The sequence below is a fragment of the Streptomyces sp. NPDC059371 genome (assembly GCF_042751995.1).
GTDB lineage: Bacteria > Actinomycetota > Actinomycetes > Streptomycetales > Streptomycetaceae > Streptomyces.
Window position 1 is genome coordinate 9,072 of sequence record NZ_JBHYXD010000081.1, and the last position, 14,792, is coordinate 23,863.

The 14,792-nt window shown below is 70.5% G+C and carries 9 protein-coding genes; 4 read left to right on the forward strand and 5 right to left on the reverse strand.

Annotated features, from left to right (window positions below; all coding sequences use genetic code 11):
- Positions 1–97 precede the first annotated feature (97 nt).
- Complete coding sequence (locus tag ACFXGX_RS32360) at positions 98–5,035, reverse strand: NAD-glutamate dehydrogenase (protein WP_384798274.1); 4,938 nt, start codon at positions 5,033–5,035, stop codon at positions 98–100.
- A 626-nt stretch (positions 5,036–5,661) separates the two neighbouring features.
- Here ACFXGX_RS32360 and ACFXGX_RS32365 point away from each other — a divergent pair.
- Positions 5,662–6,228, forward strand: coding sequence for a DJ-1/PfpI family protein (locus ACFXGX_RS32365; protein ID WP_384798277.1), 567 nt, complete (start codon positions 5,662–5,664; stop codon positions 6,226–6,228).
- A gap of 31 nt (positions 6,229–6,259) precedes the next feature.
- Here the strand turns inward: ACFXGX_RS32365 and ACFXGX_RS32370 are convergent, their stop codons facing one another.
- Both ACFXGX_RS32370 and ACFXGX_RS32375 read right to left on the reverse strand, forming a co-directional pair.
- Entirely contained in the window at positions 6,260–6,925 is a 666-nt protein-coding gene (locus ACFXGX_RS32370; RefSeq protein WP_384798280.1) for an HAD family hydrolase, read from the reverse strand.
- Between the two features lie 83 nt (positions 6,926–7,008).
- Complete coding sequence (locus tag ACFXGX_RS32375; protein ID WP_384798283.1) at positions 7,009–7,524, reverse strand: DUF6912 family protein; 516 nt, start codon at positions 7,522–7,524, stop codon at positions 7,009–7,011.
- A 346-nt stretch (positions 7,525–7,870) separates the two neighbouring features.
- On the opposite strand from ACFXGX_RS32375, the gene ACFXGX_RS32380 reads away from it, so the two are divergent.
- The gene (locus ACFXGX_RS32380) at positions 7,871–8,566 is read left to right on the forward strand and encodes an Rv3235 family protein (RefSeq protein ID WP_384798286.1); all 696 of its coding nucleotides are present in this window, start codon (positions 7,871–7,873) and stop codon (positions 8,564–8,566) included.
- A 151-nt stretch (positions 8,567–8,717) separates the two neighbouring features.
- On the opposite strand, the gene secA is transcribed toward ACFXGX_RS32380, so the two are convergent.
- Positions 8,718–11,564 carry a preprotein translocase subunit SecA gene (secA, locus tag ACFXGX_RS32385; RefSeq protein ID WP_384798289.1) on the reverse strand — a complete coding sequence of 949 codons (2,847 nt, stop codon included), beginning with the start codon at positions 11,562–11,564 and terminating at the stop codon, positions 8,718–8,720.
- 244 nt (positions 11,565–11,808) lie between these two features.
- On the opposite strand from secA, the gene ACFXGX_RS32390 reads away from it, so the two are divergent.
- Both ACFXGX_RS32390 and ACFXGX_RS32395 read left to right on the forward strand, forming a co-directional pair.
- Positions 11,809–12,375, forward strand: a complete 567-nt coding sequence (locus ACFXGX_RS32390; protein WP_384798292.1) for a GNAT family N-acetyltransferase — start codon at positions 11,809–11,811, stop codon at positions 12,373–12,375.
- A 146-nt stretch (positions 12,376–12,521) separates the two neighbouring features.
- Positions 12,522–13,775 (forward strand): winged helix-turn-helix domain-containing protein, encoded by a 1,254-nt coding sequence (locus tag ACFXGX_RS32395; protein ID WP_384798295.1) that lies wholly within the window; start codon positions 12,522–12,524, stop codon positions 13,773–13,775.
- Positions 13,776–13,820: 45 nt separating this feature from the next.
- Here the strand turns inward: ACFXGX_RS32395 and ACFXGX_RS32400 are convergent, their stop codons facing one another.
- Positions 13,821–14,564, reverse strand: a complete 744-nt coding sequence (locus ACFXGX_RS32400; protein WP_384798298.1) for a response regulator — start codon at positions 14,562–14,564, stop codon at positions 13,821–13,823.
- Positions 14,565–14,792 lie beyond the last annotated feature (228 nt).

Sequence of the window (14,792 nt, forward strand, 5' to 3'; positions counted from 1 at the left end):
CTTTCTATCGTCCCCTGCTCCTCCTCCCCCCCCCCTCCCTCCGGGGGGCCCCCCCCCCCCCCCCCCGCGCCCCCCCCCCCCCCCGTTCACGTACCGCTCAGGAATGCGAGCGCAGCAGGGTCCGCATCGTCCGCATCGCCACCGACAGGTTGGCGAGGTCGAACGAGTCCGAGCCCTGGATCTCGTCCAGGGTCGTGCGGGCCCGCCCGAGGATCGCCGCGTTCTTCTCCTGCCAGGCCTCGAAGCGCTGCTCGGGAGTGGAGGTCCCGTTGCCCACCGCCAGGACGTCGGCGGTCAGCGCCGCGTGGGCCGCGTACAGGTCCTCGCGGATCGAGGCGCGGGCCATGGACTGCCAGCGGTCGGCGCGCGGCAGCTCGATGATGCGGTCCATGAGCCGGGTGATGCCGAGACGGTCGGCGAGGTCGTAGTAGACCTCGGCGACGGCCATCGGGTCCTGGCCCGTGCGGTCGGCCACCGAGACGATGTCCAGCGCCGGGAAGGCGGAGGAGAACCCGGCCACACGGGTGGCGAGTTCGTCCGGCACGCCGGCGTCCGACAGCTCGTCGTAGATCTGCTGGTACCACTCCAGGTCCGTCCCGCGGACCAGCTTGGGCAGCTCCGACCACACCTGCTCGACGCCGTCGGTGAAGAAGCTGATCGTCTCGGCGAGCTGGAGCGGCTGCGGCCGGTTGTTGAGCAGCCAGCGCGTGCCGCGCTCGACGAGCCGGCGCGAGTGCAGCCGGATCCGGGTCTGCACGTCGGCGGCGACGGCGTTGTCGAGCGCCTCCACCGCGTCCCACACCGCGCTGGAGTTGAAGATCGCGCGGGCCGCGGTCTGCGCCCGGACGATCTCCTCCAGCGAGGCACCCGTCTCCTCGCGCAGGCGGTGCAGGAAGCTCGTACCGCCCGTGTTGACCGTGTCGTTGACCAGGACGGTCGTCACGATCTCCCGGCTCAGCGCGTGGCCCTCGATCTGCTCGCGGAACTTGTCGCGCAGTGCCGTCGGGAAGTACGCGAGCAGCAGGTTCTGCAGATACGGGTCGTCGGGCAGCGAGGTGGCGAGCAGCTCGACGGAGACCGTGATCTTCGTGTACGCGAGCAGGACGGCCGTCTCCGGACCGGTCAGACCCTGGCCGGCGTTGAGCCGCTCGCGGATCTGGCGCTCGGTGGGCAGGAACTCCAGGGCCCGGTCGAGATGCCCCTCGCGGACCAGGTGGCGCAGGAAGCGCTGCTGGGCGTGGAGCATGCTCGGGGACTGGGCCAGCGCGTTGGAGATCGCCACGTTCTGCGCGTAGTTGTTGCGCAGCACCAGGGCGCCGACCTCGTCGGTCATCTCGGCGAGCAGCTTGTTGCGCTGCTTGACGGTCAGATCGCCGTTGGCCACCACCGCGTTGAGCAGGATCTTGATGTTCACCTCGTGGTCGGAGGTGTCCACGCCCGCGCTGTTGTCGATGGCGTCGGTGTTGATCCTGCCGCCGTGCTGGGCGAACTCGATCCGGCCGAGCTGGGTCAGACCCAGGTTGCCGCCCTCGCCGACGACCTTGACGCGCAGGTCGGCGCCGTCGACGCGGATCGCGTCGTTGGCCTTGTCGCCGACCTCGGCGTGCGACTCGGCGGACGACTTCACGTACGTGCCGATGCCGCCGTTCCACAGCAGGTCGACGGGCGCCTGGAGGATGGCCCGCATCAGGTCGGCCGGCGTCATCTTCACGACGTTCGACTCGATGCCGAGGGCCTCGCGGATGTGCGCGTTGACCGGGATGGCCTTGGCGCTGCGCGGGAAGACGCCGCCACCGGCCGAGATCAGCTCGGTGTCGTAGTCGGCCCACGAGGAGCGCGGCAGCTCGAACAGACGGCGGCGCTCGGCGTACGAGGTCTCCGCGTCCGGGGTCGGGTCGATGAAGATGTGCCGGTGGTCGAACGCGGCGACCAGGCGGATGTGCTCGGAGAGCAGCATGCCGTTGCCGAACACGTCGCCGGACATGTCGCCGACGCCGACCACGGTGAAGTCCTGCGTCTGGGTGTTGACGCCGAGCTCCCGGAAGTGCCGCTTCACGGACTCCCAGGCACCGCGGGCGGTGATGCCCATCTTCTTGTGGTCGTATCCGGCGGAGCCGCCGGAGGCGAAGGCGTCGCCGAGCCAGAAGTCGTACGACTGGGCGACCTCGTTGGCGATGTCCGAGAACGTCGCCGTGCCCTTGTCGGCCGCGACCACGAGGTAGGTGTCGTCCTCGTCGTGCCGGACGACGTCGGCGGGCGGGACGATCTCGCCGGCCACCATGTTGTCGGTGATGTCGAGGAGCGCGGAGATGAAGGTCCGGTAGCTGCGGATGCCCTCGGCCATCCAGGCGTCGCGGTCCACGGACGGGTCGGGGAGCTGCTTGGCGACGAAGCCGCCCTTGGCGCCGACCGGCACGATGACGGTGTTCTTCACCATCTGCGCCTTGACCAGGCCGAGGATCTCCGTGCGGAAGTCCTCCTTCCGGTCGGACCAGCGCAGACCGCCGCGTGCGACCTTGCCGAAGCGCAGGTGCACGCCCTCGACGCGGGGCGAGTACACCCAGATCTCGAACGCCGGGCGCGGCGCCGGAAGGTCCGGGATGGCCGTCGGGTCGAACTTCATCGAGACGTACTCGTGCGGCTTGCCGCCGACCGCCTGCTGGAAGAAGTTCGTGCGCAGGGTCGCCTTGATCAGGTGGAGGAAGGACCGCAGGATCCGGTCCTCGTCCAGCGAGGCGACCTGGTCGAGGGCCGCCTCCAGCTCCTCCAGCAGCGCGTCGGTCAGCTCGACACCGGCGCGCTGGCGCTCCGGCGACATCCGCGCCTCGAACAGCGAGACGAGCAGCCTGGTGGTGTGGACGTTGTTGCGGAGGGTGTCCTCCATGTAGTCCTGGCTGAAGGTGGAACCGGCCTGGCGCAGGTACTTCGCGTAGGCGCGCAGCACCATCGACTGCCGCCAGGTGAGCCCGGCGCTCAGCACGAGGGCGTTGAAGCCGTCGATCTCGGCCTGTCCGGTCCAGGTGGCGGCGAAGGCCTCCTGGAACCGCTCGCGGCCGTCGTCGCCGAGGTGGTCGCCGTTGCCGTTCAGGGACTTGGGCAGGCGCAGCCCGAAGTCGTAGATCCACGCGGTCGTACGGTCCGAGCAGCGCAGTTCGTAGGGCCGCTCGTCGGTGACCTCGACGCCCATGCGGTTCAGGGCCGGCAGGACCGCGGAGAGCGAGACCTGCTCGCCGGTGCGGTAGATCTTGAAGCGGCGTTCACCGGGCGCCGCGCCCACCGGCTCGTACAGGCTGAGCGCGAAGTCCTTGCTCGCCTCCTGCCCGAGCGCCTGGAGGTGGACCAGGTCGGCGACGGCGGAACGCGGGGAGTGGTCGGCCTTGTAGCCCTCGGGGAAGGCGTTGCCGTAGCGGCGCAGCAGTTCCGCGGCGCGCTCCTCGCCGCACTCGGCGGTCAGCGCCTCCGCGAAGCCGTCGGCCCAGGAGCGGGCGGCCTCGACGAGGCGGGCCTCGATGCGCTCCTTGTCGGAGTCGGAGAGCTGCGGCAGCTCGGTACCGGGCTCGACGCGGACCACGAAGTGCAGCCGGGACAGGATCGACTCGGTGTTCCAGGCCGTGAAGTCGACGCTGGTGCCGTTGAGCTCTTCCTTGAGGATGTCGATGATCCGCAGCCGCACACCGGTGGTGTAGCGGTCGCGCGGGAGGTAGACGAGGGCCGAGTAGTAGCGGCCGTACTCGTCCTGGCGCAGGTAGAGCCGCAGCCGGCGGCGCTCCTGGAGGTACAGGACGGAGGTGACGATCGCGCGGAGCTCGTCGGCGGGGGTCTGGAACAGCTCGTCGCGCGGGTACGTCTCCAGGATCTGGAGCAGGTCGCGTCCGTCGTGGCTGTTGGGCGAGAACCCGGCACCGCGCAGGACCTCGTCGACCTTGCGGCGGACGACGGGCACCCGGCGCACGGACTCGGTGTACGCGGCGGAGGAGAACAGGCCCAGGAAGCGGCGCTCCCCGATCACCTCGCCGTTCTCGTCGAACTTCTTGACGCCGACGTAGTCCAGGTACGACGGCCGGTGCACGGTGGCGCGGCTGTTCGCCTTGGTCAGGACGAGCAGCTTGTGCTCGCGGGCCTTGGCCCGGGCGTCGGCGGGCAGCCGCTCGAAGGACGGGCTGACCGGGTGGCTGTCCTCGCCGTGCTGCGGGTCGGAGCGCAGGATGCCGAGCCCGGTGCCGGGGACGGCGGCCAGCGAGTCGTCGTCGCGGAGCTGGTACTCGCGGTACCCGAGGAAGGTGAAGTGGTCGCCGGAGAGCCAGCGCAGCAGCTCCCGGGCCTCCTCGACCTCCTGGTCGCGCAGATCGTCGGCGGTGGGCTCGGTGGGGAGCTCCTCGGCCATCCGCAGCGCCGCGTCGCGCATCTTCTCCCAGTCCTCGACGGCCTCGCGGACGTCGGACAGGACGCGCAGCAGGTCGGCGGTGATCTGCTTCAGGTCGGCGCGGTCGGTCTCCCGGTCGATCTCGACGTGGATCCAGGACTCGACGTGCGCGTCGTGCGGCAGGTCCTCGGCGGAGGGCCGCTTGGGCAACACCTCGATGAGCTTGCCGGTGAGGTCGCGCCGGACGACGAACTGCGGGTGGATGACGACGTGGATGCCGCGTCCCTGGCGGGACAGCTCGTTGGTCACCGAGTCGACGAGGAAGGGCATGTCGTCCGTGACCACCTCGACGACGGAATGGCTGGAGGTCCAGCCGTTCTCCTCGACGGTGGGTGTGTGCACGCGCACGTTGGCCGTGCCCTGAGGGCGTGTCTCGGCCAGTCTGTAGTGGGAGAAGGCCGTTCCGAAGACATCGACCGGGTCGCGGTCGGTGAGGTCCTCCGGGGCCGTGTGCAGGTAGTAGCGCTGGAGGAACGCGAGCACGGTGTCCCGGTCGGGGGTGCCCTCGCCCGTCGTCCCAGTCGGTAGGTGCCCCCCGACCGGGCTGTTCTCAGCTACCCGGGCGGCCCTCTCGAGCAGCTCGGCCTTGGCTTCGTCCAGCTTGGTCTGCATTGTCCTCTGGCTCCTGTCGCGCGCCGTTGCGTGACGTTGAAGGAAATACGGTCTCTTCGCTTCCGACGCAACGCCGTGACGCGGGGTGTCCGGTCTGGTTCGACGCTATGCCGCAAGGGGAGACGGGCGGAGGGGTATCGGCCATTCTGGGCCGCCCCGGAGACTGTGACGCCGCTCTCGGCGACGTCCGTTCCCCGGGTGCCGGCGACGTACGGATCGCGTTGCCGTGGGCGCTCGCCGCGTTTCCGCTCGCGCACAAGGCCGTCGCCGTGATCCCGTCCCGCCCGTGAAGATCAGCGATCGGCGCCCGGTCACGGATGTCGTCCGTGCGCTCCGGGCGCGGGGCAGGGGCGACGATGCCCCCGCGAGATATCGCGCTGATCACGCCACCAGGCTATCGCCCCCGACCGGGGGGTCGTCATGAGCCGTATGTGTACAAAACCGGGGGTGGAACTTTGACACTATGCACAGGGGCGAAGAGGGCGACGGCATGCAGTACGAGCCGACTGCGGGCTACCGTCGTCCTACGGACCGTGTTCTGCCCCTTGGCAAGCACCTCCCCCGGAGGCAGGTTGACGGGGACGGCGAACGCGACGCGCAAGGACGGCCGACGGGAGCGCAGCACCATGGCAGCGAAGATCCTGATTGTCACCGGCGACGCGGCGGAGTCGCTGGAAGTCCTCTACCCCTACCAGCGTCTGCGCGAGGAGGGCTACGAGGTCCACATCGCGGCCCCCACCCGCAAGAAGCTGCAGTTCGTGGTGCACGACTTCGAGCCCGGCTTCGACACCTACACCGAGAAGCCCGGCTACACCTGGCCCGCGGACCTGGCGTTCGCGGAGGTCGACCCCGGCGCGTACGTCGCCCTGGTCATTCCCGGCGGGCGCGCCCCGGAGTATCTGCGCAACGACCTGGAACTCCGCAAGATCCTGAAGTCCTTCTTCGACGCGGACAAGCCGGTGGCCCAGATCTGTCACGGGCCGTTGCTGACCGCGGCCGTGGACAGCCTGAGCGGGCGCCGCGTCACGGCCTATCCCGCGCTGGAACTCGACATGCAGGCGGCCGGTGCGACCTTCCAGGACGCGGAGGCCGTCGTCGACGGAACGCTGGTCTCCTCGCGCGCCTGGCCGGACCATTCCGCCTGGATGCGTGAGTTCCTCAAGGTGCTGCGCTCGAAGGCCCCGGTGAGCTGAGACAGGCCCGTCCGGGAGGCGGGCGGAAGCCTCAGGCCGCCCGTCTGCCGGCCTCCTCGACGGCCTCCTCCAGGCTGTCCACCACGGGAACGCCGGCCTCCTCCAGGCTGGCTCGGCTGTGGGAGCCGCCGGTGTAGAGGACGGCCCCGGCGCCGACGTGCCGCGCGGCGGTCGCGTCGTCCACCGCGTCACCGATGACCACCACACGGGCCGGTTCGACACCGGCGAGCGCGGCGAGGTGGCGCACCATGTGCTCGGCCTTGCTGCCGCCGGAGGGCCCGGTCCGGCCGTCGACCCGGAGGAAGTGCGGTTCGATGCCGAAGCCGCGCACCAGCGGGACCAGGTTCTCGTGCCCGTACATGCTCAGGAGGGACTGGCTGCGGCCCGCCGCCTCCCATCCGGCGAGCAGCGCGGGCACCCCGGCGGTGAGCCCGCACGCCCTGCGGTGCTCGGCGTAGTACCGGTGGAAGGTGTCGTCCATGACCTGCCACTCGGTGTCCGTCGGCAGCCGGCCCATCAGCCGCTCGTAGAACCTCGGCACGGGCACGCAGTACATCGCCCGATACCGCTCCAAGGTGATCGGCTCGAGCCCCAGCTCGGCGAAGGCCGCGTTCGTCGCCCCGATGATCGCGTCATTGTCGTGGAACAGCGTGCCGTTCCAGTCCCACACAATGTGCGCGTTTCCTTGCTTCCCCATACCGAGAACGTACCCGCCACCACCGACAACGCGTCATCGTGGGGGGCCGGGCGGACGGAGACAGGGCGGGCGGAGACAGGCGGCTACTCCCCGAGTCCGACCAGGCCCGGGACCTCCTGCGTGGCGAACCACAGCAGCTCGTGGTCCTCGGCCCCGTCCACCACGAACTGGGCGTCGTCGTCGCCCGCGTCCGCCGCGCCGAGCGCCGCCGCGGCCGCGGTCACGTCCGTATCGGCGTCGTCCGCGTCGACGTGCACGGCTGCCGCCTTCGCCAGGGTCACGTCCTGGGAGACCCGCACCTCACCGAGCGCCGCGGGGTCGAGTCCCCGGTCGGGGTCGGCCGCCGCCACCCGGTCCGGGACGTCGACCGCGACGACGACCCGGCGCCGCGCGGCCTCCCGGTCGATGGCCAGCAGCCGCAGCGAGGCCAGTGCGGCGCGGCTCAGCGCCGCGTACTCCAGCTCCTCGATGTCGTCGGACACGTACCACTCGCGCAGGGCGGGCGTGACGGCGTACGCGGTGAACGGTCCCGTCTGCAGCTCTCCCGTCTTGTACGCCTCGGCGAGACCGGAGAGGGTCAGGGGGACGTAGACGCGCATGGCTGGCCGCTTTCGTAGTCGGGGCTCCGAGGGTCACGCGGTGCGAGCACTCCGGGGAGGGCGGTCCCGCGCCTCCGGGGAGGGCCTTCAGGATACGTGCGGGCGTCCCCTTTCGAGGTCCGGGCCGCACCCGTCGCGGCGTCCACCCCACGCCCGCGATTCACCCGGCACTCCCCTTCGCCGCCAAGGATTCCGCGTCTCCGGGCAACCCTGATAGGTGAACTCTCCGGCGGCCGCGGCACGCGCCCGCCGCGCTTGCGCGGGCCCCTCCCCGGCTCGTACAAGATCCCCGACACGAACGTTACCGGCGGGTATCGCCGGTCCGGACGACGAGCGGGGACGACCTATGAACAAGGTGATGACGAGGACCAGGCGCCACCCGGGCACCCGTCCGCCCGGCCGTCAGGACTCCCGCCGCCCCGGCGGCGCCCCACCGGGCACGGGCACCCCCGCCAGGCGCCCGGGCGGCACCCCACCCCAGGACACCAGCCCGCCCCCCGCGCCCCCCACAGGCACCCTGCCGGGCGGAGAGGCCGGGACGAGCACTCCGCCGCGCGGTGCGGCCCGGACAGGCGCCCTGACACCCGGCGAGACCCGGACAGGCGCCCTGCCACCCGGAGGGGCCCGACCGAGCACCCTGCCGCCCGGCGAGACCCGGACGCTCGCCACGGCGCCCCCCGGGGCGCCCGGGCGCCCCGCTCCGGGGCCCCGCCCCACCGACGTCTTCGCCGAGCGGCTGCTGGCCGTCCTGAGCGGTGCCCGACCCGTCCACTGCATGCTGCGCCACACCGCGGGCCGGGCCTACGACGAACTGGTCCGGCTCGCCGAGCGCGGCCCGCTGCGCACGCGCGGCGCCCGCCCCGTCGTCCGGGACATCGGCTACTACGTCGCCCGCCCGGACGCCGTCGAGGCCTTCGCCCGCATCGGCGCCGGCGACCAGCTCCGCGCCATGGCCTTCCGGCTGGAACAGGGCCCCGACCTCCGCTGGCGCTGCACGGCGATCGAACTCGGCGGCCCCCGCACACCCCACCCTCACGACTGAACGAAGCCCGGCCCACGGCCAGGCCCGGCCCACGGCCCCGGAGAAGTCCTTCACCGCCCCGGACACGGGAAGGGCCGGACACCAGGTGTCCGGCCCTTCCCGTGTCATCCGGTCGCCTGCGGTGGCACCGCCCGCCGCACGCGACCCTCACTCACTTCTTGCGGCGGCGCACGCCACCTTTCTGGGCCTTGCGGCGCTCCGCGCGCGTGAGGCCGTCCGCCTCGGACCGCACGGGCTCGTCGCTGGCGAAGTCGCCCTCGACGATGCCGCCCTCGCCGTCCACGGTCGGCGCGGAGAAGTGCAGCCGGTCCGGCCGCTGCGGGGCGTCGAGGCCCTTGGCGCGGATCTCGGGGCGCGCCGCGCCCGCACCCGCGGGGACCGCCTCCTGCTTGGCCAGGGACGGCGCGGAGTCCTGGACCGGGACTTCCTCGACCTGCTGCTCGACCTGGACCTCCAGGTTGAACAGGTAGCCGACGGACTCCTCCTTGATGCCGTCCATCATGGCGCTGAACATGTCGAAGCCCTCCCGCTGGTACTCGACCAGCGGGTCCTTCTGGGCCATCGCACGCAGGCCGATGCCCTCCTGGAGGTAGTCCATCTCGTAGAGGTGCTCACGCCACTTGCGGTCCAGGACCGACAGCACGACCCGGCGCTCCAGCTCACGCATGATCTCGGAGCCGAGCTGCTCCTCGCGGGCCGCGTACTGGTCGTGGATGTCGTCCTTGATGGACTCGGAGATGAACTCGGCGGTCAGACCGGAACGGTCGCCGGCCTCCTCCTCCATCTCGTCGACGGTGACCTTCACGGGGTAGAGCTGCTTGAAGGCGCCCCACAGCCGGTCGAGGTCCCACTCCTCGGCGAAGCCCTCGGCGGTCTCGGCCTCGATGTAGGCGTCGATGGTGTCGTCCATGAAGTGCTGGATCTGCTCCTGCAGGTCCTCGCCCTCCAGGACACGGCGGCGCTCGCCGTAGATGACCTCGCGCTGCCGGTTGAGCACCTCGTCGTACTTCAGGACGTTCTTGCGGGTCTCGAAGTTCTGCTGCTCGACCTGCGACTGCGCGGATGCGATGGCGCGGGTGACCATCTTGTTCTCGATCGGCACGTCGTCCGGCACGTTCGCCATCGACATGACGCGCTCGACCATCTGCGCCTTGAACAGGCGCATCAGGTCGTCGCCCAGCGAGAGGTAGAAGCGGGACTCGCCCGGGTCGCCCTGACGACCGGAACGACCGCGGAGCTGGTTGTCGATGCGCCGCGACTCGTGGCGCTCGGTGCCGAGCACGTAGAGACCGCCGAGGTCCTTGACCTCTTCGTTCTCCGCGCGGACGGCCTGCGCGGCCTTCTCCAGGGCGGCGGGCAGGGCGTGCGCCCACTCCTCGATGTGCTCCTCGGGGTCGAGGCCGCGCTGGCGCAGCTCCGCCTCGGCGAGGTCCTCGGGGTTGCCGCCGAGCTTGATGTCCGTACCGCGGCCGGCCATGTTGGTGGCGACGGTCACGGCACCCCGGCGGCCGGCCTGGGCGACGATCGTCGCCTCCCGGTCGTGCTGCTTGGCGTTCAGCACCTCGTGCTGGACACCGCGCTTGGAGAGCTGCTGCGAGAGGTACTCGGACTTCTCGACCGACGTCGTACCGACGAGGATCGGCTGGCCCTTCTCGTGCTTCTCGACGATGTCGTCGACGACCGCCTCGAACTTCGCGACCTCGGTGCGGTAGATCAGGTCGGACTGGTCCTTGCGGACCATCGGCCGGTTGGTCGGGATCGGGACGACGCCGAGCTTGTAGATCTGGTGGAACTCGGCGGCCTCGGTCATCGCCGTACCGGTCATGCCGGAGAGACCGGCCACTTCCTTGCCGCTGTGGTCGTGGCGCTTGTAGAGGCGGAAGAAGTTCTGCAGGGTGATCGTGGCGAGCGTCTGGTTCTCGTCCTTGATGTCCACCCCTTCCTTCGCCTCGATCGCCTGGTGCATGCCCTCGTTGTAGCGGCGGCCGGCGAGGATACGGCCGGTGTGCTCGTCGACGATCATGACTTCGCCGTCGATGACGACGTAGTCCTTGTCCTTCTTGAACAGTTCCTTGGCCTTGATGGCGTTGTTCAGGTAACCGACGAGCGGGGTGTTCACCGACTCGTAGAGGTTGTCGATGCCCAGCCAGTCCTCGACCTTGGCGACGCCGGGCTCGTGGATGGCGACGGTGCGCTTCTTCTCGTCGACCTCGTAGTCGCCGGTCTCCTCGATGCCCTTCAGGGGGTTGCCGGGCTCGCCCTTCTTCAGGCGGGTGACCAGCTTGGCGAAGTCGCCGTACCACTTGGTGGCCTGGTCGGCCGGGCCGGAGATGATCAGCGGCGTACGGGCCTCGTCGACGAGGATGGAGTCGACCTCGTCGACGATCGCGAAGTTGTGGCCACGCTGGACGAGCTCGTCCTGGGACCACGCCATGTTGTCGCGCAGGTAGTCGAAGCCGAACTCGTTGTTCGTGCCGTACGTGATGTCGCACGCGTACTGCTCACGGCGCTGGGCCGGGGTCATGTTGGCGAGGATGCAACCGACCTCGAGGCCCAGGAACTTGTGGACGCGGCCCATCATTTCGGAGTCGCGCTCGGCCAGGTAGTCGTTGACCGTGATGAGGTGAACGCCTTTCCCGGAGAGGGCGTTCAGATACGCGGGCAGGGTGCCGACGAGGGTCTTGCCCTCACCGGTCTTCATCTCCGCGACATAACCGAGGTGGAGCGCGGCGCCACCCATGATCTGCACGTCGTAGTGACGCTGGCCAAGAGCGCGCTTGGCCCCTTCACGGACGGTCGCGAAGGCCTCGGGCAGCAGGTCGTCGAGGCTCTCGCCGTCGGCGTACCGCTGCTTGTACTCATCGGTGAGGGCCCTCAGCTCGGCGTCGGAGAGGTCGACGAAGTCCTCTTCGATGGAGTTGACCTGGTCCGCGATGCGGTGCAGTTTGCGCAGGATCTTGCCTTCGCCTGCACGCATGATCTTCGAGAGGACGGACACGGGGGTTTGTCTCCTTGCCGGTCGGGCCTGGGACGGTCGGTTTCAATGACAGTTTCAAATCACAGCTTGAGCAACGGCCATCGTAAGCGAGGACCACACCACGCCGGGAGGTCTGCCGGTGACAGCCACCAGGACAACGGACAGGGGTCGCCTAAGGTGCCGCGTTCACACAGCGAAAAGTAGCGAACCGGTCACCCAGGGCAAAGGAATGGCATCCTTCCGGTTGCCCGAGCAGAATCGCCCGATGGACCCCGTCACGCTGACCACCGACCGTCTCGTCCTCCGCGCCGTGGACGTGGGCGACACCGACGCGGTCTTCGAAGCCGCACAGGATCCCGACATCCAGCGCTGGACCACCATCCCGTCCCCCTATCTGCGCGAGCACGCGACGGGCTTCACGGACCAGATCGTGCCCGAGGGCTGGGCGGACGGCTCGGCCTTCGCCTTCGGGGTCTTCCTCCCCACCGGGGAACTCGTCGGGATGCTCTCCATCACCATGCGCTCCCTGGGCGTCGGCGAAGTCGGGTACTGGGCGACCAAGGAGCACCGCGGCAACGGCTACATCGCCGAGGCCACCGTCGCCGCCTCCCGCTGGGCCTTCACCGACCTGTCCGTCGACCGCGTCGAATGGCGCGCCGAGGTCGGCAACGCCGGTTCCCGCGCGGTCGCCGAACGGGCCGGCTTCACCATCGAGGGGACCCTGCGCTCCGCCCTCAACAACAAGGGCGTACGCAGGGACTGCTGGGTGGGTTCGCTGCTCCCGTCGGACCTGGGTCTGCCCTCGACGGCCCCGTACCTGCCGGGCAGGTGAGCGCCGCGGCGGCTCCGCGGGCGATCGCGCGCCGGCCGCCGGACCCGGCCGCCGCCCGCGCGACCCGCACCCGGGTCCCGCCCCGGCGCCGCCGCGGTCCGTCCGTGAGCGCCCCGGTTGTCAGTGGCACCGCCTAACGTGTGGGCATGACGAGTCTCCCGCGTCCCACCACCGAACTCTCCGCGGACGAAGCCCGGCGTATCGCTCTGCGGGCGCAGGGTTTCCTGGGCGTCCCGGACCGCCGGGCGGGCGTCCGCGGAGTCCTGCGGCACCTCGGCGCGGTGCAGCTCGACACGATCTCCGTCCTCGCCCGCTCGCACGAACTGATTCCGTACGCCCGGCTCGGCGCCGTCGGCCGCAAGACCGTGGAGCAGGCGTACTGGACGTCCGCGCCGTCCGGCGGGACATCCCCGGCACCGCACGCGTTCGAGTACTGGTCCCACGCGGCCTGCATCCTGCCCGTGGAGGAGTGGCCGCACTTCGCGTTCCGCCGCCGCGCCTACCGCGCCCGCCCGCACTGGAACCACGACCTGCCCGACGGCGCCTACGACCAGGTCCTCAAGCAGCTCCGCGCCGAAGGCCCGCTGACGGCCACGGACTTGGGCGGGGCGAAGAAGACCAGCGAGTGGTGGGACTGGTCGGGCACGAAGGTGGCTGTCGAACGCGCGCTGATGTACGGCGAGGTGGTGTGCGTGGAGCGGCGCGGCTGGAAGCGGGTCTACGACCTCGCGGAGCGGGCCGTCCCGAAGGCCCTGCTGCACGACGAGCTGGACGACAGGGAGTGCCTGCGCCGTCTGGTGCGCCTGGCCGGACAGTCCCTAGGCGTCGGCACCCGCGCGGACATCGCCGACTATCACCGCCTCAAGCTGGAGCAGGTCGACGCGGTGATCGCGGACTCTGGTCTGGTCGCGGTCACGGTGGAGGGCTGGGGCCGGACCGCGGCCGGCAAGGGCGGTGCGGGGAGCGCGGGCGCGAGACCGGCCGGGAGCGCGTGGGCGGACCCCGCGGCGCTGGAGACGGTCCCGCGCGGCCGTCACCGCACGACGCTCCTGTCGCCGTTCGACTCCCTCATCTGGGAGCGGGCACGCACGGAACGGATCTTCGATTTCACGCATCGCCTGGAGGCGTACACGCCCAAGCCGAAGCGGGTCCACGGCTACTTCGCGATGCCGGTCCTCGCCGGCGGCCGGCTCGTCGGCCGGGTCGACCCGGCGCGGGAGGGCCGCACACTGGTCGCCCGGCAGGTCACCCTGGACGGCGCGAAGGCGGTCCCGGCGGTGGCCCAGGCCCTGGTGGAGGCCGCGGACTGGGTGGACTGCACGGCGGTACGGGTCGAGCGGGTGGACGCCCCGGACCTGCGCGAACCGCTGACCGCGGAGCTCGCGCGCATCCTGGGATGATGCCCGGCGTCATCGGACGGCGTCCGGTGACGCCCAGGGTGACGCCTAGCGGATCTCGAGGATCTTCTCCCGCATCGCGTAGACCACGGCCTCCATCCTGGAGTGCAGTTGCAGCTTCTCCAGGATGTTCCGCACGTGGTTCTTCACGGTGTTCTCGGAGATGAACAGCTCCTTGGCGATGTCCCGGTTGTTCATCCCCGTGGCCACCAGCTTGAGGACCTCCAGCTCGCGGTCGGTGAGCCGCGGCGCGGGCACCAGCCGGCGTTCGTCCGTGCGCTGGATCATCGACTTGAACTCGGTGAGGAGCTTCGACGCCATCGACGGACTGATCTGCGACTGCCCGTCGGCGACCGCGCGGATGGCCGTGGCCACCTCGTCCGTGGAGATCTCCTTGAGGAGATAGCCGGTCGCCCCCGCCTTGATCGCGTCGTAGAGGTCGGCCTCCTCGTCGCTGATCGTCAGCATGATGATCTTCGCGCTGGGGGCCACCTCCTTGATGGAGGTGCACGCCTCGATACCGCCGCGCTTGGGCATCCGTACGTCCATCAGCACGATGTCGGGCAGCAGGTCGGCGGCCTTATCGACCGCCTCCGCCCCGTCCCCCGCCTCACCGACGACCTGGATGTCCTCCTCGGCCGCGAGCACGATCTCCAGACCGCGGCGGAAGAGGGCATGGTCATCGACGACGAGAACCCTGATGGGCTCGTCGCGTGAACTCCCGTCCAGGCCGGAGGCGACGACTCCGTCGCCGGTGTCGCCGGCACGCATCGGTCCGAAGCTGTCCGCCATCGTTCCTCCCCCTGAAGGCCGTGGCCTGTGTTTCCGTGGCATCGCCAACCCAAGGCAACGACCCACCGGTTGGGCCGGTGCGGCCATGATTCCACGTCCGGACGGCGGCGGGGTGACGGAGCGGGGCGTGAAGTGGTCGCACACCGGTGCCCCCGGGGGGGGCCCCCCGCCCCCCCGGGCCCCCGCGCCACCCGCCCAGGGGGGGGGGAGACGCCCAGCGCGCCCCCC